General features: G+C 64.2%; 21 protein-coding genes. 8 read left to right on the forward strand and 13 right to left on the reverse strand.

From position 1 onward, the window contains the following. Positions 1-347: 347 nt before the first annotated feature. Together ACRTG1_RS20410 and ACRTG1_RS20415 are read right to left on the reverse strand one after the other, a co-directional pair. Positions 348-803 (reverse strand): thermonuclease family protein, encoded by a 456-nt coding sequence (locus ACRTG1_RS20410; RefSeq protein ID WP_432517013.1) that lies wholly within the window; start codon positions 801-803, stop codon positions 348-350. Positions 804-843: 40 nt separating this feature from the next. After that, positions 844-1050 (reverse strand): DUF1674 domain-containing protein, encoded by a 207-nt coding sequence (locus ACRTG1_RS20415; protein WP_432517015.1) that lies wholly within the window; start codon positions 1048-1050, stop codon positions 844-846. 119 nt (positions 1051-1169) lie between these two features. Between ACRTG1_RS20415 and htpX the strand changes: the two genes are divergently transcribed. From htpX to ACRTG1_RS20430, 3 genes are all read left to right on the forward strand, one after another. Then, positions 1170-2219, forward strand: a complete 1050-nt coding sequence (htpX, locus tag ACRTG1_RS20420; RefSeq protein WP_432517017.1) for a zinc metalloprotease HtpX — start codon at positions 1170-1172, stop codon at positions 2217-2219. After that, positions 2210-3610, forward strand: a complete 1401-nt coding sequence (locus ACRTG1_RS20425) for an RsmB/NOP family class I SAM-dependent RNA methyltransferase (RefSeq protein WP_432517065.1) — start codon at positions 2210-2212, stop codon at positions 3608-3610. Before htpX ends, ACRTG1_RS20425 begins: the two co-directional genes overlap by 10 nt. 105 nt (positions 3611-3715) lie before the next feature. Next, complete coding sequence (locus ACRTG1_RS20430; RefSeq protein ID WP_432517018.1) at positions 3716-5437, forward strand: heparinase II/III family protein; 1722 nt, start codon at positions 3716-3718, stop codon at positions 5435-5437. Positions 5438-5649: 212 nt separating this feature from the next. Here ACRTG1_RS20430 and ACRTG1_RS20435 read toward each other — a convergent pair whose 3' ends face one another. Then, positions 5650-6669, reverse strand: coding sequence for an alpha/beta hydrolase family protein (locus ACRTG1_RS20435; RefSeq protein WP_432517019.1), 1020 nt, complete (start codon positions 6667-6669; stop codon positions 5650-5652). Between the two features lie 401 nt (positions 6670-7070). On the opposite strand from ACRTG1_RS20435, the gene ACRTG1_RS20440 reads away from it, so the two are divergent. Continuing rightward, on the forward strand, positions 7071-8084 hold the full coding sequence (locus ACRTG1_RS20440) for a helix-turn-helix domain-containing protein (protein WP_432517021.1): 1014 nt from the start codon (positions 7071-7073) through the stop codon (positions 8082-8084). Here ACRTG1_RS20440 and ACRTG1_RS20445 read toward each other — a convergent pair. The 3 genes from ACRTG1_RS20445 to ACRTG1_RS20455 form a co-directional block, all read right to left on the reverse strand. Further along, on the reverse strand, positions 8075-8698 hold the full coding sequence (locus ACRTG1_RS20445) for a LysE family translocator (protein WP_206553231.1): 624 nt from the start codon (positions 8696-8698) through the stop codon (positions 8075-8077). The genes ACRTG1_RS20440 and ACRTG1_RS20445 overlap by 10 nt on opposite strands. Before the next feature lies 1 nt (position 8699). Next, entirely contained in the window at positions 8700-9152 is a 453-nt protein-coding gene (locus tag ACRTG1_RS20450; protein WP_206548000.1) for an Lrp/AsnC family transcriptional regulator, read from the reverse strand. Between the two features lie 266 nt (positions 9153-9418). Beyond that, a complete protein-coding gene (locus tag ACRTG1_RS20455; RefSeq protein WP_206995339.1) occupies positions 9419-9844 on the reverse strand; it encodes a GNAT family N-acetyltransferase in 426 nt (141 codons plus the stop codon). Between the two features lie 141 nt (positions 9845-9985). Between ACRTG1_RS20455 and purH the strand changes: the two genes are divergently transcribed. After that, positions 9986-11602, forward strand: coding sequence for a bifunctional phosphoribosylaminoimidazolecarboxamide formyltransferase/IMP cyclohydrolase (gene purH, locus ACRTG1_RS20460; protein WP_206995341.1), 1617 nt, complete (start codon positions 9986-9988; stop codon positions 11600-11602). Positions 11603-11717: 115 nt separating this feature from the next. Here purH and ACRTG1_RS20465 read toward each other — a convergent pair whose 3' ends face one another. Continuing rightward, positions 11718-13118: an MFS transporter gene (locus tag ACRTG1_RS20465; RefSeq protein ID WP_206545691.1), complete on the reverse strand. Its 1401-nt coding sequence runs from the start codon at positions 13116-13118 to the stop codon at positions 11718-11720. A gap of 28 nt (positions 13119-13146) precedes the next feature. Beyond that, positions 13147-17946, reverse strand: coding sequence for an NAD-glutamate dehydrogenase (locus ACRTG1_RS20470; protein WP_432517022.1), 4800 nt, complete (start codon positions 17944-17946; stop codon positions 13147-13149). Between the two features lie 125 nt (positions 17947-18071). On the opposite strand from ACRTG1_RS20470, the gene ACRTG1_RS20475 reads away from it, so the two are divergent. Further along, a complete protein-coding gene (locus ACRTG1_RS20475) occupies positions 18072-18653 on the forward strand; it encodes a peroxidase-related enzyme (protein ID WP_206545689.1) in 582 nt (193 codons plus the stop codon). 19 nt (positions 18654-18672) lie between these two features. Here ACRTG1_RS20475 and ACRTG1_RS20480 read toward each other — a convergent pair whose 3' ends face one another. Then, entirely contained in the window at positions 18673-19221 is a 549-nt protein-coding gene (locus ACRTG1_RS20480; protein ID WP_283800558.1) for a L,D-transpeptidase family protein, read from the reverse strand. A 154-nt stretch (positions 19222-19375) separates the two neighbouring features. Here ACRTG1_RS20480 and ACRTG1_RS20485 point away from each other — a divergent pair, with 154 nt between their 5' ends. Both ACRTG1_RS20485 and ACRTG1_RS20490 read left to right on the forward strand, forming a co-directional pair. Further along, positions 19376-20059: a response regulator transcription factor gene (locus ACRTG1_RS20485; protein ID WP_113153456.1), complete on the forward strand. Its 684-nt coding sequence runs from the start codon at positions 19376-19378 to the stop codon at positions 20057-20059. Positions 20060-20112: 53 nt separating this feature from the next. Beyond that, positions 20113-20568, forward strand: coding sequence for a Crp/Fnr family transcriptional regulator (locus ACRTG1_RS20490; protein WP_206548006.1), 456 nt, complete (start codon positions 20113-20115; stop codon positions 20566-20568). Between the two features lie 95 nt (positions 20569-20663). Here ACRTG1_RS20490 and ACRTG1_RS20495 read toward each other — a convergent pair whose 3' ends face one another. The 4 genes from ACRTG1_RS20495 to amt all read right to left on the reverse strand — a co-directional run bounded on the left by ACRTG1_RS20495 (position 20664) and on the right by amt (position 26597). Continuing rightward, the gene (locus tag ACRTG1_RS20495; RefSeq protein ID WP_432517025.1) at positions 20664-21473 is read right to left on the reverse strand and encodes an exodeoxyribonuclease III; all 810 of its coding nucleotides are present in this window, start codon (positions 21471-21473) and stop codon (positions 20664-20666) included. A 143-nt stretch (positions 21474-21616) separates the two neighbouring features. Continuing rightward, on the reverse strand, positions 21617-22252 hold the full coding sequence (locus ACRTG1_RS20500) for an outer membrane lipoprotein carrier protein LolA (RefSeq protein WP_224924896.1): 636 nt from the start codon (positions 22250-22252) through the stop codon (positions 21617-21619). A gap of 108 nt (positions 22253-22360) precedes the next feature. Next, the gene (locus ACRTG1_RS20505) at positions 22361-24961 is read right to left on the reverse strand and encodes a DNA translocase FtsK 4TM domain-containing protein (protein WP_432517027.1); all 2601 of its coding nucleotides are present in this window, start codon (positions 24959-24961) and stop codon (positions 22361-22363) included. Positions 24962-25250: 289 nt separating this feature from the next. Then, on the reverse strand, positions 25251-26597 hold the full coding sequence (gene amt / locus ACRTG1_RS20510) for an ammonium transporter (RefSeq protein WP_432517028.1): 1347 nt from the start codon (positions 26595-26597) through the stop codon (positions 25251-25253). Between the last annotated feature and the right edge of the window lie 7 nt (positions 26598-26604).

Genomic DNA, 26604 nt, shown 5'->3' on the forward strand with positions numbered 1-26604 from the left:
CTGCTCCGGCAGCCTGACCATGACCGCGTGCGAATTCGAAAACACGGGGCCGTTCCTTCGGGAGCGGCCTTTTGTTTTTTGGGTATGGGTTCCCTGTCTGAAAGGAAGGCGCTCGCCCCTCATCCCCCTGCCGGGACCTTCTCCCCGCCAGCGGGGAGAAGGACGCCATGCTCGAGCGTCGAACCCGAATCGGCCTTAAACTCCAAGTTTGAATCAGGTCCTTTGTGCCTCCACATGAACGCACAACGACCCAGGAAGAAGACGCAGGCTTAAACGCCCCCTTCTCCCCGTGCACGGGGAGAAGGTGAGGATGAGGGGCGAGCGCCGACGCTTCAAAACCCGCCCCATCAGCAGACAAACGAAACCCGCCGGCCACCGCCATAGGCAGCCACCAGCTGCGCATCGAGCAGCCGCGCGGCCACATCGCCACCCGGCTCCGTCGCGACATCGGCCAGAACCCGCCCGTAATATTTGCCGCCGCTGATGGCGCTGATCCACACCGTTCCGCCATCCAGAAGCGCTTCAAGCGCAGCGCGCGCATCGCGGGCCGCCGCCTTCTCGGCGGTGCATCGGCTGCGAAGCTCCGGCGCGTCGACGCCGCGAATGCGCACACTCACCGTGATGCGCTGCCCCGGCCATATATGCGCCTCGGCGATGAAAGTGTCGCCGTCAACAACGCGCAGAACGCTCGCCCGCACGGGGCCCGGTATCGCATCTCTGCGCCCGGCAAGCGCAGCCGTCTGCCCGCTCCAGAAGAGCGCAAGCAAGACAATGACCATGCATTTCAGGCGAGACCGGATCATGGAAGGAATATATTCCTTCATTGAGATCCGGGCAACCCTGTCAGAAATCGGTGGCGATGCCCTTCACTTCCCAGTCGCCGTAGCGCGCCGGGTCATGGCCGCCGCGCCCGCCCAGCTCCTTCGGAGCCTCTGCCGCAGCAGCCTCGATGTCCTTCCGTCGCGCCTCGGCTTCCGCCAGCGCACGCTCGGCTGCCGGCGAGAGAACCTTTGCCGACGCATCTTCTTTTCGGTCCGTTTCGTCTTTCACCGCAACTTCCTCTCGAAAACCGGATTATTGAATACACGAAGCGCGTTCCCCATCATATAAGCGATTGGTCGCGCGGTCGAAAATGCCCGGCGCGGCCTGTTTCTGGAGCTTGGACAACAATGAACACGATACGCACCGCGATGCTCTTGGCCTTCATGACGGCCCTTTTCATGGGCGTGGGCTATCTGATCGGGGGCAGTGGCGGCATGATGATCGCCTTCCTGTTTGCCGCCGGCATGAATCTGTTCAGCTACTGGAGTTCCGACAAGATGGTGCTCAAAATGCACCACGCCGTCGAAGTGGACGAGCGCAACGCCCCGGAATATTACGCCATCGTGCGCGATCTGGCGGCCCGCGCCGGCCTTCCCATGCCGCGCGTCTACCTGATCAAGAACGACCAGCCCAACGCGTTTGCCACCGGCCGCAACCCGCAGAATGCCGCCGTCGCAGCCACCACCGGCCTGCTCGACCGGCTGAGCTATGAAGAGGTCGCCGGCGTGATGGCGCACGAGCTCGCCCATGTGCAGAACCGCGACACGCTGACCATGACGATCACCGCGACGCTGGCCGGCGCGATCTCCATGCTCGGCAATTTCGCCTTCTTCTTCGGCGGCAACCGCGACAACAACAATCCGCTCGGCTTCATTGGCGTGCTCGTTGCAATGATCGTCGCTCCGCTCGCCGCCATGATGGTGCAGATGGCCATCAGCCGCACCCGCGAATATTCGGCCGACCGGCGCGGCGCGGAGATCTGCGGCAATCCGCTGTGGCTCGCCTCCGCGCTCGACAAGATCGCCCGGCGCGCCAAACAGGTGGTCAATCAGGACGCCGAGCGCAATCCCGCCACCGCACACATGTTCATCATCAACCCGCTGTCGGGCGAGCGCATGGACAATCTGTTCTCCACCCACCCCGACACGGACAACCGCATCGCGGCCCTCTACGCCATGGCGGAGGAACCCCGTGGCGGCGGGCGGCAGGCCCGGCCTTCCGCCCCACAGCGCGATCCCGCACCCGAAGCGGATGCGAACCACGGCCCGTGGGGGGCAAGACCGGGGGCGAGACCGGACGCACGGCCAGACGAACCGCCTCAGCGACCAAAGCCCGCCCCAAAGCCCCAGCAGAAATGGGGCCGTGACGCCGATGGATCGAAAGGCCCCTGGTCGTGAGCCGCCCGAACGCACGCCGCACGGCCGGGAAGAAGCCGGCCGGTCAGAACCGCCCGACAAACCAAGAGCCAGACAAGCCCGGCCTTGAAACGCGCCGCGTGGCGACAAAGCTGCTCGCCGCCGTCGTGGATGCCCATGCCTCGCTCGACGGTCTTACCGACCCGGCCCATGGCCAGCCCAATTTCCGCGCGCTCGATGCACGCGACCGGTCGCTGGTGCGCGCCATCCTGATGAGCGCCCTGCGCCATCGCAGCACCATCGAGGCCCTGCTCGCGCGCCGTCTGGAGCGCCCCCTGCCGGCCAATGCCCGCGCGCTCTCTCACGCGCTGCATGTGGCGGCAGCACAGATCCTGTTTCTCGACGTTCCCGACAGCGCTGCCGTCGACCTCGCCGTCACCCAGGCGAAGAGCGACCCGCGCCTTGCCCGCTTTGCCGGTCTCGTCAACGGCGTGCTGCGCAATCTGATCCGCGTGAAGGCGCGCGCACTGCCCGCCGCCCTCGACCAGACGCGTGAAGCGCCGGACTGGTTTGCCGGGCGGCTGGAAGCGGCCTATGGCGCGGAGACCACCGCCGCCATTCTCGCCATGCATCGCGTCGAGCCGCCGGTAGACTTCACCGTCAAGGAAGCCCCGCAGCGCTGGGCCGAGGCGCTGGGCGGCATCGTTCTGCCCACGGGCACCGTGCGGATTGCCCGGCTCGAGGCCGGCGTCGACACGCTTCCGGGCTTCGAGGAGGGCGCGTGGTGGGTGCAGGACACGGCTGCAAGCCTGCCCGCAAAGCTGCTCGGCGACATTGCCGGCGCGCGCGTGGCGGATCTCTGCGCCGCCCCCGGCGGCAAGACCGCGCAGCTCATCCATACCGGCGCAAATGTCACCGCCGTCGACCTGTCGAAGAGCCGCCTGAAGCGGCTTGCCGAGAACCTGACGCGGCTTCGCCTCGACGCTGAGATCGTCGAGTCCGACATCCGCAAGTTCCAGCCGGACACGCCCTTCGACGCCATCCTCATCGACGCCCCCTGCTCGTCCACCGGCACGGTGCGCCGCCACCCGGATGTGCCGTGGACCAAGTCGCCTGAAGACATCGAGAAGCTCGCCGCCCTGCAGCGCGCCCTGCTCGACCATGCCGTCACGCTGGTGAAACCCGGCGGGCGGATCGTGTTTTCCAACTGCTCGCTCGACCGGGCCGAAGGCGAGGACATGCTTGAAGCCTTCCTGGCCGAAACGCCGGACGTGGCGCTCGATCCCATCCAGCCTGACGACGTGCCCGGCATCGCCGCCTTCGTCACGCCCGAAGGCTTCCTGCGCACCACGCCCGCCGACACGCTCGGCGAGGATCCGCTGGCGCGGGGGCTCGACGGCTTCTTCGCTGCACGCCTCATTCGCCAGCGCTGAGCCGGCCCTGCCATCTGTGCGTCCTGATATATTTCAACTTCGCACAAATCTTTGAATCATTTAGACTCTCGCCTGATTTGGGGTCACAGAAAGAAAACTCGGTCGTTGGATCAAGCACGAGGACATTCCCCCCACGAGCTGTGGGGCCTTGTTGCGCGGCAGGCGTGGGCGCGCCTGCGCCGCCGCTTGCGCGCGGGCCCAACCTATCGCTGGCGCTATTCCGGCCGCACGCCCGAGCGGGTGCTGATCGCCCCGCCTGATCTGCGCATCGCAGACCCGCAGGTGGCGCGCGACATCTATCACGGCCAGTTCCTGCTCGCCGGCCAGCTGGTCGAAACACGCGGCCAGTCGCCGTTCCGCGTTCCCGTCACCGACCGCCCCTGGCAGGAGGCCCTGCACAGCTTCCGCTGGCTGCGCCACATGCGCGCCGCCCAGAGCGACCTCGCCTCTGCCAATGCCCGCGCGCTGGTTGAAGAGTGGATGACGCTCTATGGCAAACGCATCTCCGGCACGCCATGGGAGCCCGGCACCACGGCCAAGCGTCTCATCGCCTGGCTGCAGCATTCCTCGGTGGTGCTGCAGGGGGCGGAGCTGCCCTTCTATCGCCAGTTCCTGAAAATGCTGGCCGTGCAGATGCGCTATCTGCGCACCAACACCCGCGAGATGCCCGATGGCGAAGACCGGCTGCGCGCCCGCATCGCGCTCGCCTTCTGCGCCCTTTCGCTGCCGGCCCCCGCCGCCGCAGTCAAGACGGCCAGCCGCAATCTCGCCCAGGAGCTCGAACGCCAGATCCTTGCCGATGGCGGCCATGTATCGCGCAATCCGCGCGCCATCATGGAGCTTCTGACCGACCTGTTGCCGCTCCGGCAAACCTACACCAATCAGGCCGAGCAGCCGCCGCAGGCGCTCATCGACGCCGTGGAGCGCATGCTGCCGGCGCTGCGCTTCTTTCGCCACCGTGACGGCTCGCTCGCCCGTTTCAACGGCATGGGCATCACCCAGCACGACAGCGTCGCCGCCATCCTGCGCTATGACGACACCGGCGGCGCGCCGCTCCTGCATGCACCCCATTCGGGCTATGAGCGGCTGGCGCTCGGCGCCACCACGGTCATCGCCGACACGGCCGCTCCGCCACCGGCAGACCTCTCCCATTTCGCCCATGCGGGCTGCCTCTCCTTCGAGATGTCGTCGGGCCGGCATCAGTTCGTGGTCAACAGCGGCATCGACAACTACGGCGATGACAGCTACCGCCCGCTTGCCCGCACCACGGCGGCCCATTCCACCATCACGCTCAACGACACGTCGCAGGCCCGCTTCAGCCTCTCCTCGCGCTGGAGCGAGCTGATCGGCACGCCGCTCATCGGCGGCCCGCGCAAGGTCGAATGCCAGCGCGACGACGCCAATGGCGTCCATCGCTTCACCGCCAGCCACAATGGCTATGTCTCGCGCTTCGGCCTCCTGCATGAGCGCGCCCTCTCCCTTTCCGAAGACGGCGCATTTCTCGAAGGCGTCGACCGCGTCATGCGCCCGGACGGCTCGCCGTCCACGGCTGTCGGAAACGATGCCGTGGCCGTGCGCTTCCACATCCACCCCGACATCGACATCTACCGCGATCCCGAAGGCCGCCACATCCTCGCCGGCGAGGCGACCGACACCTGGCTCTTCACGGTCGAGAACATCGTTCCCGTGGTCGAGGAATCGATCTTCTTCGCCGGCCTTGGCGGCCCCCGCAAGAGCCGCCAGATCGTGCTCTACACCACGGCTTCCGAGAACCCGGAAATCCGCTGGCAACTGCGCAAGACACACGCGATCAACGGCAACAGCTAGAGCAGCCCAGATTGGGCGTGGTTCGTGGTTCGACAGGCTCACCATGAGGGTGGTGGTGTCTGGCAAACCCGCCTCAAAGATTGTCGACCCGATCCACAGCGTCCCCGCCCCTCATGGTGAGCCTCCTGAGCTTGCCGAAGGGCGAACCACGCACGACGCCAATGCAGCCAAGTGTCACGCCCTGCTCAAAAACCGCACATGATCAGGCCGGATCAAAGCCCGGCAAACGCCGCGATCTCCTCGACAATCGCCTCGTGAACCGCCGCCCGGTCCGCGCCTTCCGGGTCGTCACACACCGGGTCGTCCTTCTCCTCGGCCAGCATTGCCGCCCCTTCCGGCTTGCACTCCGCAAGGAAGGTGAAGTGATGCGCCGGCGCAATCGTCTTCAACACGGCAGAGGGCAGCTTTCCGGCAAGATCGCTCCCGTCCGGCCCCACATCCGCAGCCTTGAACAGATGCGCCTCACCAAGATTGATGAGCAGCACCGGCATGTCGGTCCCCGCAATGCTCTCAGGCGTCGCCGCATAGGTCATGCCCGGATCGATCGCGATGGCCTGCCCGATGCGCTCATCGCGCAGTTCCGCGCCAAAGCCATCCGGCAAGGCATTCAGATCGACACCGCCTTTGGAGAAGAACACGCAGTCCTGACCACCATCACCGATCCAGGCGCAATAGTCGGCAAACCCATCAGGATCGAAGCGCACCCCGGCAAGGTTCAGCGCCGTCGCCCCGCCCAGCGAAAAACCCAGCGATGCGATGCGGGACCGGTCCACGTGATCAGCAAAAGCCGGCTCATCAAACAGCGCATCCAGCGCGGCGCTCAGATCGGCCGCCCGCTCATCGAGCCGCACCGAGCGGCGTGGCGAGGAATCGCCCGACGTGCTGCCCGGGTGGTTCACCGCCAGCACCATCGCGCCGCGCAGGGCAAGCGCTGAGGAAAGCCACGAGATGGCGTCCATATTGCCGCCCGAGCCATGCGACAGCACGAACAGCGGAAACCGCCCTTCCGCCACCCCCGCACCCACATAGGCGGACGTGCCCTGAAACACCGCATTGTCGCCCACCAGCCCGCGATAGGTCGGCGTGCCCGCCGGATACCATACCGAGGCCGCCAGAACCGACGGGCGGTGATCCGCCTTCACGGTCAGTCGATCATAGCCGGCAAATGGCTGGGCCATTGCCGCGCCCGTCAGACCCATGCCAATGAGAAAAGCAGAAAGCAGTTTTTTCATATCCGTCATCCTTTCATCTGGATGACGTCAATCTGCCCGGGCCACCGGCAATCCGCGTCCTTGAACCGGTTTCAGGTCGCGCCAAACCGAATTTCGCACCATGGGTTCTGGATGCCGTGCGTGGTTCGACAAGCTCACCATGAGGGATGGCATTGGTTGTGCCCCCCTCAACGGAAGCTCTTTGCAAAGCACCACTTCCCTCATGGTGAGCTTGTCGAACCACGCACAACGTCAACGCAGTGGAAACACCGCGTACCGAATTCGAACGCACAGAAGGCGTTTCACCCTACTGAACAAGCACCGGAGCAACGGAAACCCGGAGACCACTTTTTGATCCGATGCTTCGGCGGATATTGCCACCGGCCGGTGGCGATGCCACAACCCAAGCCCTTGCAGGAAACATGCAGACACCGACCATGCTGGTTCTTCCCATTCCGATGATCGTCGCACTCGTGCTCGGTGCGCTCCTCATCCGGATCGCCATTTCCGGCGAGCGCCCGCCATTCCTGATGGCGCTTCTTGCGGCCTGCGCACTGCAGAGCCTCATCGTTTCGCTGCGCCAGCATTACGGCATAGACGCACTCCTGCCCCTTCAGCCCGTCACCGCCACCTTCGTGCCGCCGCTCACATGGCTGGCATTCCAGACGGCCTCGTTCCGGCCATTCTCGCTGCCGCGCGATCTCGTGCATCTGACGGCGCCGGCCTTCGCCGCCTTCTGCGTCATCTTTGCGCCCGGCACGCTGGACGTTGTGGTGCCGGGCGTCTTCGTTCTTTACGGGGTCGCCATTCTGGTGAAGCTGCGCCGCAGCGGCGACGACCTGCCTCTGGCGCGGCTTGAGGCCGGTCGCCTGCCGGCCCGGCTCTGGGGCGGCATCGGCCTCGCTCTCATCCTGTCCGCGTTCAGCGACGCGCTCATTGCGCTCGCCGTCATGACCGGCCAGAGCTGGCTGCCGCCGCTCATCATCAGCGTCTTCTCGTCAGCCGCCCTGCTCGCCATCGGCCTGTTGAGCGTGTCGCCCAGCGCCACCGGCGAGCCAGAGCCGGAAACCATGGCCGAGCCCCCGCATCCAAGCGAAGAAGACGCCCATCTCGTCCAGCGGCTTGACGCGCTGCTTCAGTCCGAAACGCTCTATCTCGATCCCGCACTCACGCTTGCCCGGCTCGCCCGACGGCTTCACGTGCCGGTCAAGCAGCTCTCTGCGGCCATCAATCTGGTGAGTGGCGAAAACGTCTCGCGCTACATCAACGCGCACCGCATTCATCATGCCTGCCGCGCGCTGGAGGATGGCGCGAATGTCACCGACGCCATGCTCTCAAGCGGCTTCAACACCAAGTCCAATTTCAATCGTGAATTCCGGCGCATCACCGGCACGACGCCAAGCGAATGGAAACCCGGCCCCGCCGGTCAGAGATAGGCGAGCGCCACCGACCCGATTGCGAAAGCGGCGAACGCCAGAAGGATCACGCCGGAGATGCGCGACACCCAGCGTGACAGGCTGTCCGGCAGCCGCGTGCGCGCCAGCGCCACCCCGCCGCTCAGAATGAACCACCAGAGCAGCGAACCGAGGAACACGCCCACAACCACCACCAGCGCATCGGCGGGATGCGGAGAATCCGCCAGCCCGAGCCCGGCAAACATCGCCGCAAAGGCCAGAATGGTCATCGGATTGGTGATCGTCAGGAAAAAGGTCGCGGCAGCCGTTCCGGCGAGATCGCTCGCCCGCGCCTCCGCCGCAGCCCGAACGGGCGCAGGCGACAGGCTCTTCCAGCCCAGCCAGGCGAGAAACGCCCCGCCGACAAGCTTGAGCGGCACATCCACGACCGCCAGCGCGGCCGCGAAGGCCGCAAACCCGATGGCCGCCAGCGCGGCATAGACGGCATCGGCCAGCGCCGTGCCCAGCCCGCCGGCAACACCGGCCCACAGGCCATGCTCCAGCGTCCTGTTCACGCACAGGGCGCCAATCGGTCCAAGGGGCGCTGCCACGGCCAGCCCGAGCAGCAGGCTTTTGCCGAACAGCAGCGCGTCCATGTCAGGGCTTCTCGACCGGTGCGAAGGAGCCGGGCTCCACGGTCGACAGTGCGACGACAGACTCGCTGCGCGCCAGATAGCCATGCTTCTTCATGTCGTCCAGCACGCTCTCCACATCGGCCAGCTCCGGCACCCGCGCCTTGATGAGATAGGACCACGGCCCCGTCACATGGTGGCATTCCTCCACCGCCTTGTGCGCGGAGGCAAAGATCCGGAAGGCCTCTTCATTGACGTTCTGAACCAGCGACACCCAGATGAAGACCAGAACCGGGCAGCCAAGCGCGTCAGGATCGGCGTCCACCGTGAATCGCCGGATCACGCCGCTCGCCGTCAGCCGGCGGATGCGCTCATTGACCGCCGATGCGGAAAGCCCCACCACGCCGCCAATATCGGCAAGCGAGCGCCGGGCGTCTTCGGCGAGAAGAGTCACGATTTTACGGTCGATCTGATCCATGTCAGGCCCTGATCCTGAGAAACAAACTCAATACCATATATTTTATCGCAAAATGAATTGCAATATGCAAAATATACAGTTTTTAGAGTTTATGCCGCATAATTTGCGGTTCCGCGTCACTTCTCACGAACAGGCCGTCATGCTTGCCTTTGGCAAAACGGCAGCGCGTTTCTTTTTGCCACAGCCAAAGGCGCGGGTCGAGCGCCACCCCGTCCAGCGTCCATGCCCGGCTTCAGGGCAGGAGAATCATTTCTGCGGCCAGCGGTCTAGCGCTCCCGACCGTGCCAGAACGCATCGCTGATCCGGTTCATGCCGATGCGCTCGTAGAAGCCCACCGCATCCGGCACGGAAGCCAGCATCAGGCTCACCTCCGGGCCGAGTTCGCGGCGGGTCGCATCGATCAGCCCCTGGCCGATGCCAAGCCCCTGCGCCTTCGCAGAAACCGCAAGGTCGGAAAGATAGGCGCACCACGAAAAGTCCGTCACCGAGCGGGCCACGCCCACCAGCGGCTTTCCCTCCACATTGCGCCGCGCCGTCATCACCAGACCAGCGCCCGCAATCATGCGCTGAAGCCGCCCCTCGTCATCCACCGGGCGGATCGCATCCAGACCGGACTCGCGCAGCACCTGGGCAAACTCGGACACCGGTAAATCCGGCTCGCAGGCGTAAAGAACAGCGGGTTTATCCATCATGACGCGCAGCAATGCCGTTTTGCCCCGACAATGCAACCCGTTTCAGTGGCAAAAGCGCCCCGCAACCCGCGCCACGCTTGATTTGCATGCCGCCTGCCGGTACGTCCCCAGCATCCTTTCCCAAAGCCGGAGCCGCCTCGCATGTCCGTTGCAGCAAAGAACATTCCCGCACCCGATCTCGTTCCCGTCCGCCGTGCGCTCCTGTCGGTTTCCGACAAGAGCGGCATCGTCGATTTCGCCCGCGCGCTTTCGGGCCGCAATGTCGAGATCGTCTCCACCGGCGGCACGTCCAAAACACTCGCCGGCGAAGGCATCGCCGTGCGCGACGTTTCGGAGCTGACCGGCTTTCCCGAGATCATGGACGGGCGCGTGAAGACGCTGCATCCGGGCGTTCATGGCGGCCTGCTCGGCATTCGTGACGATGCGGACCATGCGAGCGCGATGAAAGAGCACGACATCGCGCCCATCGACCTTCTGGTCATCAATCTCTATCCGTTCGAAGAGGTGCGTTTCGGCGGTGGCGATTATGCAACCACGGTCGAGAACATCGACATCGGCGGCCCGGCCATGCTGCGCGCGGCAGCCAAGAACCACGCCTATGTGGCCGTGGTCACGGAGCCGGCAGACTATGCCCGCATCCTCGAGGCCCTGGCCGAAAACGACGGCGCACTGCCCTATCGCCTGCGTCAGGAACTGGCCGCCAAGGCCTTTGCCCGCACCGCAGCCTATGATGCGGCCATCTCCGGCTGGTTTGCTGAAACGCTCGAGGTCGACGCACCGGATTTCCGCGCTGTCGGCGGCAAGCTCAAGGAAGTGATGCGCTACGGCGAGAATCCGCACCAGAAGGCAGGCTTCTACGTCACCGGCGAAAGCCGCCCCGGCGTCGCCACCGCGACCCAGCTTCAGGGCAAGCAGCTTTCCTACAACAACATCAACGACACGGACGCCGCCTTCGAACTCGTCTCCGAGTTCTCGCCGGAGCGCTCCGCCGCCGTCGCCATCATCAAGCATGCCAATCCGTGTGGCGTGGCCGAGGGCGCGACGCTGCGCGAAGCCTATGAGAAGGCGCTCGCCTGCGACCCCGTCTCCGCATTCGGCGGCATCGTGGCGCTCAACCGCCCGCTCGACGCGGAAGCGGCCACCGAGATCGTCAAGATCTTCACCGAGGTCATCATCGCGCCCGACGCCACCGAAGAGGCGCGCGCCATCGTCGCCGCCAAGAAGAACCTGCGCCTGCTCGTCACCGGCGGCCTCGCCGACCCGCGCGCACCCGGCCTCTCCGTCAAGACCGTGGCCGGCGGCGTTCTGGTCCAGTCGCGCGACAATGGCGTGGTCGATGATCTCGACCTCAAGGTCGTGACCAAGCGCGCACCGAGCGAGAAGGAAATGGCCGACCTCATCGTCGCCTTCCGCATCGCCAAGCACGTCAAGTCGAACGCCATCGTCTATGTCCGCGACGGCGCGACCGTGGGTGTTGGCGCCGGCCAGATGAGCCGTGTCGATTCCGCCCGCATCGCCGCCCGCAAGGCGGAAGATGCAGCCGAAGCTGCCGGAAATGCAGAGCCGCTGACCAAGGGATCGGTCGTCGCTTCAGACGCCTTCTTCCCCTTCGCCGACGGACTTCTGTCCGCCGTTGAGGCCGGCGCCACCGCCGTCATCCAGCCGGGCGGCTCCATGCGCGACGACGAAGTCATCGCCGCCGCCGACGAGCATGGCATTGCCATGGTCATGACCGGCATGCGCCACTTCCGCCACTAGAGCAATTCCAGGAAAAGTGGGAACCGGTTTTCCGTCCGGAATTGCGCAAATGCAATAAGCTAGAGCGTTTTCGCAATTCCAGGAAAAGCGGGAACGCTACGCCTGAACGAACAGCTCAGGAGGCATCCGCCTCCTGATGCCTGCTCTTCACGAAGGGCACCAGAACAAGGCCGATGAGGAACAGCGCCAGGATCGGCGTCACGCCGAGACGCTGTGCATCCTCATTCGAAAAGCCGAAACTCTCCGAAGCGAAATAGCCCGTCGCGATGGCGATGGCGAACGGCCCGATAAAGGCCGTGGCCTTGCCCGAAAGGGCATAGAGCCCAAAGGCTTCCGTCACCCGCTCGCGCGGCACCTGGTCCACCAGAAGCGTGCGCGACGCCGCCTGTATCGAACCGCCCGCAGCCCCGATGAACGCACCCGCCACGAAGAAGGCGATGTCCGGCAGGCTGCTTGCCCCGCCGCCGCTGATCGGCATGAACAGGAGCTCGTCGCGCGTGGTGGAGATCACCAGAAGCGCGCACAGCGTCAGCACCACGATGGAGATGCTCACCACGAGTTTCGGCCCGAAACGCCGGTCCATCCGCCCGCCGAGCCACGCGCCCAGCGCGCCCGTCACATTGGCGAGAATGCCGAACAGGCCAATTTGCGTGATCGACCAGGACAGCACGCCCGCCGCATAAATGCCGCCAAAGGCATAGAGCGCGTTGAGCGCATCGCGATAGAACATGGATGACAGGAGGAAGCTGAAATAGCTGCGCTGTCCCGGCAGCCGCTTCAGCGTGCCGCCCAGCCGCTTCATCCCCTCGCGGATCGCTCCCGTCGCCGCCCTGCGGCGTGGCGCATCCGGCGTGAACAGGAACATCGGCAGCACGAACAGCGCATACCACAGGGCCGTCAGCGGCCCCGCCGCGCGGTCGCCCTCATGCGTCGCCGCATCAAGGCCGAAGATCGGCTCGAAGCCGAGCAGCGTGCGGCCCGTGTCCGGCTGCGCCGCCATGAAGCCAAGCACCAGCACCAGCGACAGAAGCCCGCCAATATAGCCAAGCCCCCAGGCCGAGCCCGAAAGCCGGCCAAGCTCGGAGCGCGGCACAAGGTCCGGCATCATCGCATTGTTGAAGACGGCGGCGAATTCCATGCCGAACACGGCCAGCGCGACGCCCATGAGAATGAGCATGACATGCCCGCCGCCCGGCGTGGCGAACCACAGCGAGGCACAGGCGATAATGCCGATCAGCGAGAACACGAAGATCCACGGCTTGCGCGGCCCCGTCGCATCGGCAATCGCGCCAAGAATGGGCGAGGAAAGCGCAATCGTGAGACCGCCGATCCCCGTCGCCAACCCCCACAGCTCCTGTCCGCGCGCCGCATCCGGCGCCACGGAGGCGGCGAAATAGGGCGCAAAGACGAAGGTGATGATGAGGGTATGAAAGGGCTGCTGCGCCCAGTCGAACAGCATCCAGCCCCAGATGCCACGGCGGGGCACAGTCCTGTGCTCCGCCTCTGGCCGGTTCATAACCGCGTCGTCCGGCGCCCCGGCTGCATCAGACACTCAGGTCACTCATCAGACCGGACGCGACGGTGAGACGTGACACGGTCAGGTCACCGCCCTCCACCAGCGAGTGCAGACGTTCGCGCACGCGCACGACATGCTCGCCGCCGGCCTCGACCCATTTCGCAGCCGGATCATCGTCCTTCGCGTAATCGGTGAGTGCTGCAATGCTCATGCCACGACGGGCCGCGCTGATCATGTCGGTGGCGCGGAACAGCGCCAGCCCGTCATAATAGTCCGACGGCACGATGGCATGCGCAGCATCCTCGATCCGGCCGATGCGGAAGGCCTCGGTGACACCGAAGAACGCCCTTGCGGCCTTCTCCAGCGGCGCACCGGATTTCTCCGCCACCAGTTCGATGTCCGGCACCATCTGCGCAACCGAGAGGAAGGCGAGACGCCTGGCCAGTTCCTCCGGCGCACCCGACGCCACAAGCTGCGCCTGACGGTTGTCCAGACGCTCGCGCATGAAGGCGGGCAGCATCGGCAGAAGCTTCGGCTCCAGCGCCTTGCGCGCGGCCAGCAGGCGCTCGATGCGCTGCCCGACGGTTTCCTTACCGCTCACATTCTTGAGCTGCCAGGAGGTCGCCGCGTAAATCAGACGCCAGACGAGCTGGTAGAGCTCGAGCTGCGCCATGCCGTCGATCTGGTTGTCCAGCGCGTCGATGGCCCTGTAGACGTCACGCAGTTCGAAGCCCTCGCGCACCACGGCAAAGGCGGCGACAATATCGGCAGCCGGCTGCCCCGTCAGATCCTGCAGGCGCGTCACGAAGCTCGGCCCGCCACGGTTGATCACATCGTTTGCCAGTTCGGTGGCGATGATCTCGCGCTTCAGACGGTGCGCACGGATTTCCGTTTCGTACTTCTTCGCCATGCGGTCGGGGAAGTAGGCGAACAGATCCTCTTCCAGATGCGGCGCATCCGGCACCGGGCTCGCAACGATCTCATCGAACAGCACGATCTTGGCATAGGCCAGAAGCACGCCGATCTCCGCACGCGTCAGCGGCTCGCCGCGGCTTTCGCGGTCGGCCAGCTCCTGCGGCCCGGGCAGGAACTCGACCGCCCGGTCGAGAAGCCCGCGCTGCTCGAGCAGCGTCATCATGCGCGCCTGGTGCGGCATTTCCGGCATGCCCCGCTTGACCACCTGCGAGATGGCCAGCGTCTGCTGGTAGTTGTTGGCAAGCACCAGCCCGGCAACCTCGTCGGTCATCTCGGCCAGAAGCTTGTCGCGCGCAGGCCGTTCGAGCCCGCCGCCACGCATCGCCGCCGCCAGCGCGATCTTGATGTTGACCTCCACGTCCGACGAGTTCACGCCGGCCGAATTGTCGATGGCGTCGGAGTTGCAGCGGCCGCCCTTCATGCCAAACTCGATGCGGGCAAGCTGGGTCATGCCCAGATTAGCCCCTTCGCCGACCACTTTCGCGCCCACTTCGCGCGCAGCCACGCGGATCGCGTCATTGGCGCGGTCACCCACATCCTGATCGCTTTCGCCAGCGCCGCGCACATAGGTGCCGATGCCGCCGAACCACAGAAGGTCCACCGGAGCGCGCAGGATCGCCATCATGATCTCGGTGGGAGACGCCGTCACCTTGTCGAGCCCGATCGCCTCAGCAGCCGCCTTGGGCAGCGTGATCGACTTCTGCGACCGAGAGACGATGACACCGCCCTTGGAGAGCTTGTCCTTGTCGTAGTCCTGCCAGCTTGAACGCCCCATGTCGAAGAGGCGCTTGCGCTCGGCATAGGAAACCGCCGTATCCGGATCGGGGTCGATGAAGATGTCGCGGTGATCGAATGCCGCCACCACCTTCGTGCAGGTGGAAAGCAGCATGCCGTTGCCGAACACGTCGCCCGACATGTCGCCCACGCCCACGGCGGTGAAGGGCTCCGTCTGGATGTCGCGGTTCATCTCGCGGAAATGCCGCTTCACGGCCTCCCACGCACCGCGCGCGGTGATGCCCATCTTCTTGTGGTCGTAGCCGGCCGAACCGCCCGAGGCGAACGCATCGTCGAGCCAGAAATCATGTGCCTGGCTGATGCCGTTTGCCGTGTCGGAGAACGTTGCCGTTCCCTTGTCGGCGGCCACCACGAAATACGGGTCGTTGCCGTCATGGCGGACGACGCCTTCCGGCGGCAGAACCCTGTCGCCGTCCAGATTGTCGGTCAGCGACAGCAGGCTGGAGATGAAGTTGATATAGGCTGCACGGCCCGCCTCGAAGACTTCCTGGCGGTTGCCGCCAACGGGCAGACGACGCGGGTAGAAGCCGCCTTTCGCGCCCACCGGCACGATCACGGCATTCTTCACCTGCTGCGCCTTCACCAGTCCCAGCACCTCGGTGCGGTAGTCCTGCGCACGGTCGGACCAGCGCAGGCCACCACGCGCCACCGGGCCGTAGCGCAGATGCACGCCCTCCACTTCCGGACCGTAGACGAAGATTTCGCGCCACGGGCGCGGCTGCGGCAGGCCGGTGATGGCGCGGGAATCGAATTTCAGCGCCAGCGACCGCACCGCCTCGTCCTCCTTCGGACGATAATGGTTCGTGCGCAGCGTGGATTCGATGAGGTTCAGGAAGCGGCGGATGATCGTATCATCATCCAGGTTCGGCACCGCATCCAGATCAGTCTCGATGGCCTTGCGCAGCGCTTCGGCCTCGTCCTTCGCGCTGGCCTTTTCGGCCCGCGCCGGGTCGAAACGCACCACGAAGAACTCGAACAGCCTGCGCGCGATCTGCGGATAGCGGTTCAGCGTCGCCGCGATGAAGCCCTGGCTCTGCGGAATGTTGGCCTGCGCCAGGAAGCGGCTGTAGGCGCGCAGAATGGCGATCTCGTCCACCCGCAGGCGCGCGGTCTGCGCCAGCGCGTTGAGGCGGTCGTCATCATGCTCGCTGCGCCAGACCGAAAGGAACATCTCCTCGAACAGCGCACCCTCGTCCGAAAGGTCGATGGCCCCGTCAAAGGCGTTCTCCAGCTCCATGTCATGCACGAAAATCTGGGCGCTGTCGGTGTCGTCGGCGTCGCCGACCTCGAAGGTCCGCTCGCTGATCACACGGAAACCCATGTTCTCCAGCAGCGGCACGCGCTCGGTCAGCGGCACCGGCGTATCGTAATGATAGATCTTCAGCGCGGCCTGCGCCTCGTCCTGATCTTCATGACGATGGAAATCGATGGCGATCGGGTTCTTTCTGGAGAGCCGGCTCATGCGCTCGGCATCGATCAGCGCCGTCTCCGCCGAGAAACCGTTGCGGTAGCTGTCGGGGAAGCCAACCGCCACCTTGGCGAGCCTGATGTCGGCGCCGGTTTCTTCCACCGCCTCCTGCAGCGCGTCGTCCCAGGTGCGCACGATCTTGCGGATTTCGGCTTCCAGCGTCTCCGTCTCGATGCGCGGGGTCTTGCCGCCCGAACGCCCGATGATGAAGTGAACACGCGCCAGCGTGCCTTCCGGGAAGGCCGGATAATAGGCGGAGACGCGGCCCTTGAAGACGTCCTTCAGGTAATTGCCGATTTCCACGCGCGCCTGCGAATCGTAGCGGTCGCGCGGCACGAAAACGATCACCGACACGAAGCGGTCAAACTGGTCGACGCGGTAGAGGGCGCGCACGCGCGGGCGCTCGCCCAGCGCAAGGATCGCCTCGGCATGCTTGCGCAGGATCGGCAGGCCGATCTGGAAAAGCTCATCGCGTGGATAGGATTCCAGCACATTGGTGAGCGCCTTGCCCGAGTGATCGGTGGGCGCAAAGCCGGATTTGGCGATCACGGCTTCCGCCTTGGAACGCAGATACGGGATCTTCATCACCGAGCGCGTGTAGGCGGTGGAGGTGAACAGGCCCACGATGCGCAGCTCGCCGGTCAGCTTGCCCTCATCGTCGAATGTCTTGATGCCGATATAGTCGAGATAGGCGCGGCGGTGCACCACCGTCTTGGCGTTCGCCTTGGTCACGATGAACGGATCGGGACCATGCAGAAAGGCGCGGATTTCCGGCGTCGTCGAAACGGTCTCATTGCCGCGACGCAGAACCAGAACGTCGGGATCGGACAGGATGCCGAGGCCCTTCTTGTCGGCGCGCTCCAGCGTGCCGCTTTCCTCACCGCCGGTGTAGAGGAATTCGCGCATGCCGAGGAAGGTGAAATTGTCGTCGCGCAGCCATTCCAGGAAGGCAATGGCCTCGGCCACGGCGTCTTTTTCCAGCGGCACCGGCGCGTAGCGCAGCTCGGTGATCTGCTGGTCGAGCCGGGCCAGCATCGGCTTCCAGTCGGCAACGGCCGCGCGCACCTGCGCCAGCGTCTTGTCGAGCTGCGCCTTCAGGCTCTCGCTCTGCTCGTCGGTCAGTTTCGGCAGGTGAACATGGATAAGGCTCACCTTGTCATCGTCGGGCCCGACCTTGGTGTTCGCCACGTCGCCGACGATTTCGTCCACACCGTTCTTGCCATGCCGGACCACCAGAACCGGGTGCAGCACCAGCGTCGCCTCGACGCCGAATTCGCTGAGTTCGCTCATCACCGAGTCGAACAGGAACGGCATGTTGTCGTTCACGAGCGTCACCGTCGTGACGCCCCGGCCGCAACGCTCCACGCCGGTGCTGTTGTCCACGCGAACCACGCTGGTGCCGGGCTTGTGCGCCGAAATCGCCGACGCTGCGTCCTCGGCCGCCAGCAGCAGTGCGGCGTCCTCATACGCGCGAAGGTCCTCCGCTGGTGCGCGCGACAGAATGATCTGATGCACGCTCTCCACGCCTCCAGTCTTGCCCTTGGCTCCGCCCTTCTTGGCGGTCTTGGAGGTCTTTGCTTTGGCTACCATGCCGAAAAATCCCTGTTGGTTTACCAAACTGGCCCATCGTATTCAGACAAAAGCGGTTTGACGACCCGTCATTCCACCATGCAGGCTCCATACACCTCTATTCCTATCGAAAGGGTGTTCGCAAAATGACGCAACCGGTCACTGCATTGCATTTTCCGCCTCTTGAAGGCTTGAGCGAAGAGACGGAAGCCTATTTCGCAAAGTGCCGCGAAAAGCTGGGCCTCGTTCCCAACGTTCTGCTTGCCTATGCCTTCGATGAGAACAAGCTCAGGGCGTTTACCCAGATGTACAACGACCTGATGCTGAGCGATTCGGGGCTTTCCAAGCTCGAACGTGAAATGATCGCCGTTGCCGTCTCCAGCGTGAACCACTGCTTCTACTGCCTGACTGCCCATGGCGCGGCGGTGCGCGAGCTTTCGGGTGATCCCGTGCTTGGCGAACTGATGGTCATGAACTACCGCGCGGCCCGGCTCGATCCGCGACAGAAGACGATGCTCGATTTCGCGGTGAAGCTGACCGAAACCCCTGACAAGATCGAGGAAAAGGACCGGCAGGCGCTTCGCGAGAACGGTTTTTCCGAGCGCGATATCTGGGACATCGCCGCCGTCGCCAGCTTCTTCAACATGACCAACCGCATGGCCGCTGCCGTCGATATGCATCCCAACCCCGAATATCATGCCGTGGCGCGGGAGCCCGCAGAGAGGTAACGGGCCCAGGGTCCTGCCCCTAGCGGTGAACCCTGATTCGGGTGCGCGGGCCGATCAGCGGCAGAATGCGGGCCATGGCCTGCGGCGAAACCGCGATACAGCCTTCGGTCGGCGGAAAACCGGGCCTGGCGATGTGGAAAAAGATCGCGCTGCCGCGATTGCGCATTGCCGGGCGCATGTTCCAGTCGGAGACCATGCACACATCATAGAGCCGGTCCTCGCGCTCCATCCGTTCATGGCTTGCCGGATAGGGCAGCCGGACGGGGCGGTTGTAATTGCGGTCGCCGGAAGCATCGCACCAGCCATCGCGCGGATCGATTCGCGTCATCGCAAGGCGGGATGCGGGCGGGCCGGCGCGGGCGCGGTCGCCGCGAAAATAACCGTAGAGCAGGCGCATCCGGGTGAGCGGCGTTGCGCCGTCGCCCTCGCGTTTCAGCATGGTCGTGCCGCCGCGCCCGAGCGCACAGGGAAAAACGAGCGGCCCGACCGTCAACAGCGCCTGGGTCGGTTTTCCCGGCCTGCGCCGCACCTCGATCAGATCAACCTTTTTGCCGGCTTTGTACTGCATTCTGGGAAAAACCCGCGTCTTCGAATATGTTGCCCTGTGGAACAAATGTTCGCCATGGTCTTTTCGCACTGTCACGTTCCGCATAAAGCTGGAATGGTCAACACTGCAATTCCATTTGAACCAGCAAACGTTTTCCTGGATAGTGGATCGAATTATGACGTCACGCACCATCCTAATCGTTGATGATGATGAAGACCTGAGGACGACTCTCGTTGAGCAATTGTCGCTCTATGAAGAGTTCGACATTCTTCAGGAAGAAACGGCAACGAAGGGCATACAGGCTGCGCGCAGCGCAATTGTCGATCTGCTCATCATGGATGTCGGCCTGCCCGACATGGATGGCCGCGAGGCCGTCAAGCTTCTGCGCAAGGGCGGTTACCGCGCGCCGATCATCATGCTGACGGCGCAGGATACCGATTCGGACACCATTCTCGGGCTCGAGGCCGGCGCCAACGACTATGTGACCAAGCCGTTCCGCTTCGCGGTGCTTCTGGCCCGCATCCGCGCGCAGCTTCGCCAGCACGAGCAGAGCGAGGACGCGACCTTCGCGGTTGGCCCCTACACGTTCAAGCCATCGCAGAAACTTCTCCTGGACGAGCGCGGCGGCAAGATCCGCCTGACGGAGAAGGAAGCCGCGATCATCAAATATCTCTACCGCGCCGAGCAGAAAGTGGTGACCCGCGACGTGCTCCTGGAAGAGGTATGGGGCTACAATTCGGGCGTGACGACGCACACGCTTGAGACACATGTTTATCGCCTTCGGCAAAAGATCGAGCGTGATCCTTCCAAAGCTGAAATTCTTGTGACAGAAAGCGGTGGTTATAAGCTCGTTCCGTGAGTCAGCGCGTAAGGCGTTTACAGATCGTCGGGGACGGGTCGGGGACGACGTAAATGGCGCTGGACGATGACATTCGCATTCTGTCCGGTGTGAGTCTTTTCGAAGGGTTCACGCGGGAGCAGTTGCGCCTCATGGCCTTCGGCGCCGAAAGCATGACGCTTTCCGCCGGACGGGATATCTATGGGGAAGGCGCTTTTGCCGACTGCGCCTTCATTGTCGCCTCGGGAAAAGTCGTCCTTTTCACCGAACATGACGACAGGCGGCAGATCATCGAAACGCTTGGGCCGGGCCAGATCATGGGCGAATTCGCGCTGATCGCGGAAGGCCGGCGCATGACCAGCGCGATGACCGAAAGCGAAACACGGCTGATCCGCGTCAGCCGCTCGACCTTTCACCGCATTCTCGAAGAATTTCCCGAAACGGCCATGCGCCTGCACCAGCGGATTTCGAAAAATCTGCAGGCGATGATCGCGCGCATGGAAGAGGCGGCATCGCGCCTTATCCGGTGATTCGCACGGTTTGGAGATTTTTCCGGAATTTGCTCTGAAACGGCCTCGTTTTACGCCGTTTCAGGAAAAAACCGGAAAAATTCCGAAAAAAGAAATCAGCCGAAATCGAAGCCGGCAATCACCGGCACATGGTCCGACGGACGCTCCCAGCCACGCGCCTCGCGCAGCACCTCGATCCGGCTGAGCGCCGGCGAGAGGTTGGGCGACGACCAGATGTGATCGAGCCTGCGGCCGCGGTCGGAAAGCGCCCAGTCCTTCGCGCGGTAGCTCCACCAGGTGAAGATCTTCTCTTCCGGCGGGATCTTCTCGCGCATCAGGTCCACCCAGCCGCCTTCCCTGCGCAGCCGTTCCAGCCCTTCGGTCTCGACCGGGGTGTGGCTGACCACTTTCAGAAGCTGCTTGTGCGACCAGACATCGGTTTCCAGCGGTGCGATGTTCAGATCGCCGACAAGGATCGAACCGGAGTTGCCGTCCTCTTCCGCCCGCAGGGCGTGCATCTCGGCGAGAAAGTCGAGCTTGTGGCGGAACTTCGGATTGATGTCCGGGTCGGGCTCGTCGCCGCCGGCGGGAACGTAGAAATTGTGCAGGAGCACGGAACGGCCGGGCGCGGCCTCGACGGAAACGGAGATGTGGCGGGTGTCGCCCATGCCGCAGAATTCGCGCTTCTCGACCAGTTTCAGCGGCCGGCGGGCAACGGTGGCGACGCCGTGATAGCCCTTCTGGCCATGGATCGCGATGTGTTCATAGCCGGCCTTGCGGAAAGCGGCGGCGGGGAACTGGTCGTCAGCGCATTTGGTTTCCTGCAGGCACAGGACATCCGGACTGTAGCGCTCCAGAAACTGCTCGACGAGCGGCATGCGCAGCCGCACGGAGTTGATGTTCCAGGTGGCGATGGAGAAGGGCATGAAACGGGTCCGGGATTGATCGCTTGCGAGAAGCGTAAAATTGCCCGGAAGCCGCCGCGAAGACAAGCGCGGCATTCTGCCGAAAAGGAAAAGGCCGGGCTGTCCACAGCCCGACCCCTCATAAAACGCGCAGAAACGCCCGGTCAGCGCTTGTTGCGGCTCATCTTGTCGACGCGGCGATAGTCGATCTCGAACACGCTCGGATCGAAGGTCACGCCCTGCTGGACGTTGAAGATCATGACCGTCGTGTCCTTGCCCTGTGCGTCGGTGATGGTCCACTGGCGCAAATCGTAGGAGGCGGAATCGAACATCATGGTGATGGTCGAGTTTCCGAAGACCGACTTGTCGGACATCTTGATCGTCGTCAGGTCATCGTCCTCGCGAACGGTCTGAACCTTGTCGCCGGACAGGTCGATGCGCTCGTCGAGCAGCAGCTTCAACGGCGTCTTGGACAGCGGATAGAGATCCGCCGTGTTGAGCTTCTTGTTCATGATCACCACCGAGCTGCCGTCGGAGGTAACGCGGAAGCCGGAGGGGGCTTCATAGTCGAAGCGGATCTTGCCCGGACGCTCGATGTAGAACTTGCCGCCGGTCTGCTCGCCACGCGGCCCGAACTGCACGAACTCGCCCATCATGGTGCGGACGCTGGAAAAATGCGCCGCAATCTGATCGGCGCTCTGGGCGGCCTGCGCCACCATCGGCGCGACAAGAGATGCCGCCAGAGCCAGTGCTGCAATGGCTGCGCGTCGCGCCAGAAAGTCGGTTGCCCGAAAAATCATCGTGTTCGATCTCCACATTTGCCCCACCGGTAACCAACCAGTAGGGCCGAATTTTGGCTGCCCGATAACGACCTGACGGGCCCCGGGTTCCAGCCTTGCGGGCCGGTGTCAGACCTCGTCCTGCTCGGTGGGCACGAGGATTTCGCGCTTGCCGGCGTGATTTGCCGGGCCGACGACGCCCTCTTCCTCCATGCGCTCGATGATCGAGGCGGCGCGGTTGTAGCCAATGCCCAGACGACGCTGGATGTAGCTGGTGGACGCCTTGCCATCGCGCAGCACCACGGCCACGGCCTGATCGTAAGGGTCTTCGGAATTGCCGAGATTGCCGCCGCCACCGGAGCTTGAGCCGCCGGAACCGCCATCTTCCTCGTCTTCATCCTCGGTCACGGCGTCGAGATAATCGGGAATGCCCTGCGTCTTGAGATGCGCGACGATGCTCTCCACCTCGCCATCGGACACGAAGGGACCGTGGACACGCTGTATACGGCCGCCACCGGCCATGTAGAGCATGTCGCCCATGCCCAGAAGCTGCTCGGCGCCCTGCTCGCCCAGAATGGTGCGGCTGTCGATCTTCGACGTCACCTGGAAGGAGATACGGGTCGGGAAGTTGGCCTTGATCGTGCCGGTGATGACGTCGACCGACGGACGCTGCGTGGCCATGATCACGTGGATGCCGGCGGCGCGCGCCATCTGCGCCAGACGCTGAACTGCCCCCTCGATGTCCTTGCCGGCGACCATCATCAGGTCGGCCATCTCGTCGATGATGACGACGATGAACGGCATCGGCTCGAGATCCAGCTCCTCGCTCTCGTAGATCGCCTCGCCGGTCTCGCGGTCGAAGCCGGTCTGCACCGTGCGCTTGATCGTCTCGCCCTTCTTCTTGGCGGCGACCACGCGCTGGTTGAAGCCGTCGATGTTGCGCACACCGACCTTGGACATCTTGCGGTAGCGGTCTTCCATCTCCCGCACGGTCCACTTCAGCGCGACCACGGCCTTTTTCGGATCGGTCACGACCGGGGTGAGAAGATGCGGAATGCCGTCATAGATCGACAGTTCGAGCATTTTCGGATCGATCATGATCAGGCGGCACTGCTCGGGCGTCATGCGGTAGAGCAGCGACAGGATCATGGTGTTGATGGCCACCGACTTACCCGAACCGGTGGTGCCGGCAACGAGGAGGTGGGGCATCTTGGCGAGATCGGCGATGACCGATTCGCCATTGATGGTCTTGCCCAGCGTGAGCGCCAGCTTGGCCTTGCTCGATTCGAAATCGCGGCTGGCCAGAAGTTCGCGCAGGAACACGGTTTCGCGCGTCGAATTGGGCAGCTCGATGCCGATGGCGTTGCGGCCGGGAACAACGGCCACGCGGGCCGCTATGGCGCTCATGGAGCGGGCGATGTCGTCTGCCAGGCCAATGACGCGCGACGACTTGATGCCGGGGGCCGGCTCCAGCTCGTAGAGCGTGACGACCGGGCCGGGCCGCACGTGAATGATCTCGCCCTTGACGCCGAAATCTTCCAGAACGCCTTCGAGAAGACGGGCATTCTGCTCAAGCGCGTCGCGGGAAAGCGACGGATCCTTGGTCGACGTCTTGGGCTCGGCCAGAAGGTGCAGCTCCGGCAGCTCGAACGTGCCGCTATCGAGGAAGGAAGGCTGGGCCTCGCGGCGCACCCGCGCGCCCTCGGCAGGCCGGGGAGCCGGGTTTTCCACGCGCTGCGGCGCAGCCGGCGCGGCAGCAGGAGCCGCCTGAGAGACAACGCGTCTCGGCGCGGCGGGCTGCTCCACGACACGGCGCGGAGCGGGCTCATCGAATTCTGGCTCCACATGGACGCGGGGAGCGGCCACGGGCGCATCATTGAAGTCCGGCTCGACGCGCGCTTCATCTCCGAAATCGTCGCCGAAATCGTCATTGAAATCATCGAAGGGAACATCGTCCTCGATCGGCTCGACGGCACGCGTGCGACGCCGCTCGCTCCGCTCGCCGCGCACAAGGTTGCGGCGGAAGAAGGCGCAGAACGACAGCCACCAATGGGCCATGTAGCCAAGAATGACCGAACCGCCGCTTTCTTCATCTTCATCAAGCGTGTCGAAGGGCGATTCGTCTTCCATCTCGTCGTCGAAGGCCTCGGCATCAGGACGCGAGAGAATGCCGGCGCCAAACGCAAGCAGCCAGCCCGAAGGCAGCGCCAGAACGGCGGCGATGACAAAGCCGAAAATGCCGCGCGGATAAGCACCGGTGAACTTGGCCGGAAGGGACAGGATCGCATCGCCGAGAACGCCGCCAAGCCCGGTGGGCAGTGGCCAGGTGGCGGGCGGCGCGAAAGCGCCGACAATGCCGGCAGCCAGAACCGCGCCCAGGAACCATGCGCCCGCACGCTTCAGGCCGCGGTCGATTTCACGGCCAAGCAGGAGCAGCGCGCCCCAGCAGACGGCCGGAACCAGACCGACCAGCGCGGCCAGGCCGTAGAACTGCATGGCGAGATCGGAGAACACCGCGCCGGGATAACCCATGGCGTTGGTGACCGGATTTGCCGTGGCGTGGCTGAAACTGGGGTCTGCGACATTCCACGTGGCCAGCGCGGCCACCGCGAAGGCCACAAACGCCAGAAGCGCCAAACCACCGATTCGCGCCGCCTGACGACGCAAAAATGCCTGCAGACCGTAGCTGTTTTCACTCATGGCCAGGAATGCCGAAGACCCGGAACTCATGCGCACAATTCTCCGCTCGCGCTTGGTTTCCGACGCGAACCGCGCCGTAATGACTCAAGGCCGACCCTAGCGGCCCGATGGTTAAGGCGGCATTAACCATGGAGGGGTGGGCGATGATTTCTCGCCGCCCGACAAAAAGGGCCCGGCGAACCGGGCCCATCAGGAAGGCAACCGGCCCGAAGGCCGATTGTCAGGCAAGGCATGCGACGACTTAAGTCATTGCTGGAGCATCGGATTTGCCCGAAAACCGGTTCCCACTTTTCGGTCCGATGCTTTTTCGGTCCGATGCTCATCTGCCATGCATGGGCATGAACTCGGGATAGGCTTCCACCCCGACTTCGGCCACGTCGAGACCGTTCATTTCATCCTCGGCGCTGACGCGCAGACCCATGGTCTGCTTGAGCACCATCCAGACCACATAGGAGACGACGAAGGTGAACGCGCCATAGGCGACGATGCCGACAATCTGCACGCTGAAGCTGGCGTCACTGTTGGTCAGCGGGACGGCGAGCGTGCCCCAGATGCCTGCAAGAAGGTGGACCGGGATGGCGCCGACCACATCATCGATGCGCAGCTTGTCGAGCAGCGGCACGGTGAGCACCACGATGATGCCGCCGACAGCGCCGATGACGATCGCCATGAACGGGCTGGGCGTGAGCGGCTCGGCGGTGATGGACACGAGGCCGGCCAGCGCGCCGTTCAGCACGAAGGTGATGTCGACCTTCTTGTAGAGCACCTGCGTGAGAACCAGCGCCGCCACCACGCCGGCAGCCGCCGCGAGGTTGGTGTTGGCGAAGATGCGGCTGATATCGGAGGCATCGGCATTGGTGCCCATGGCGAGCTGCGATGCGCCGTTGAAGCCGAACCAGCCGAGCCAAAGAATGAAGGTGCCAAGCGTGGCGAGCGCCATGTTGGACCCCGGGATCGGCGAGACACGGCCATCAGAGGCATATTTGCCATTGCGCGCACCCAGAAGAAGCGCGCCGGCAAGGGCTGCCCAGCCGCCAACCGAGTGGACCAGCGTGGAACCGGCGAAATCCTGAAAGCCCATGGCGTCGAGCCAGCCGCCGCCCCACTTCCACGACCCGGCGATGGGGTAGATGAAGCCGGTGAGAACGACGACGAAGATCAGGAACGGCCACAGCTTGATTCGCTCGGCCAGCGTGCCCGACACGATGGATGCCGCCGTGGCGACGAAAACCATCTGGAAGAACCAGTCGGAGGCGACCGAATAATCACCCTCATTGGCCGTGCCGGCGGCCGGCCAGCTGTAGGGCGCGAAGGAGCCGATATAGCCCGACACATCCACATACATCAGGCTGTAACCCACCACCCAGTACATGAGGCCGGCGATGGAATAGAGCGCGATGTTCTTGAGGAGCTGCATGGACACGTTCTTGGTGCGCACCATGCCGGCCTCGAGCATGGCGAAGCCGGCCGCCATCCACATGACCAGAAAGCCGCCCATCAGGAACAGCAGCGTGTTGAAAATGAAGGCCGTCTCGGAGGCCGAGGCGAATTCGGGCGCTGCTTCCTGCGCCAGCGCCGGCAGGGACATGGTCGCCAACATGGCCACCAGTGCGAGCCCGCCCAGCGCCAGCGGACGTGCGGCGCTTTTCAGTGTTCGATACATCATCTGATTC

Source organism: Nitratireductor sp. PBL-C9, assembly GCF_050877045.1.
Lineage (GTDB): Bacteria > Pseudomonadota > Alphaproteobacteria > Rhizobiales > Rhizobiaceae > Nitratireductor > Nitratireductor aquimarinus.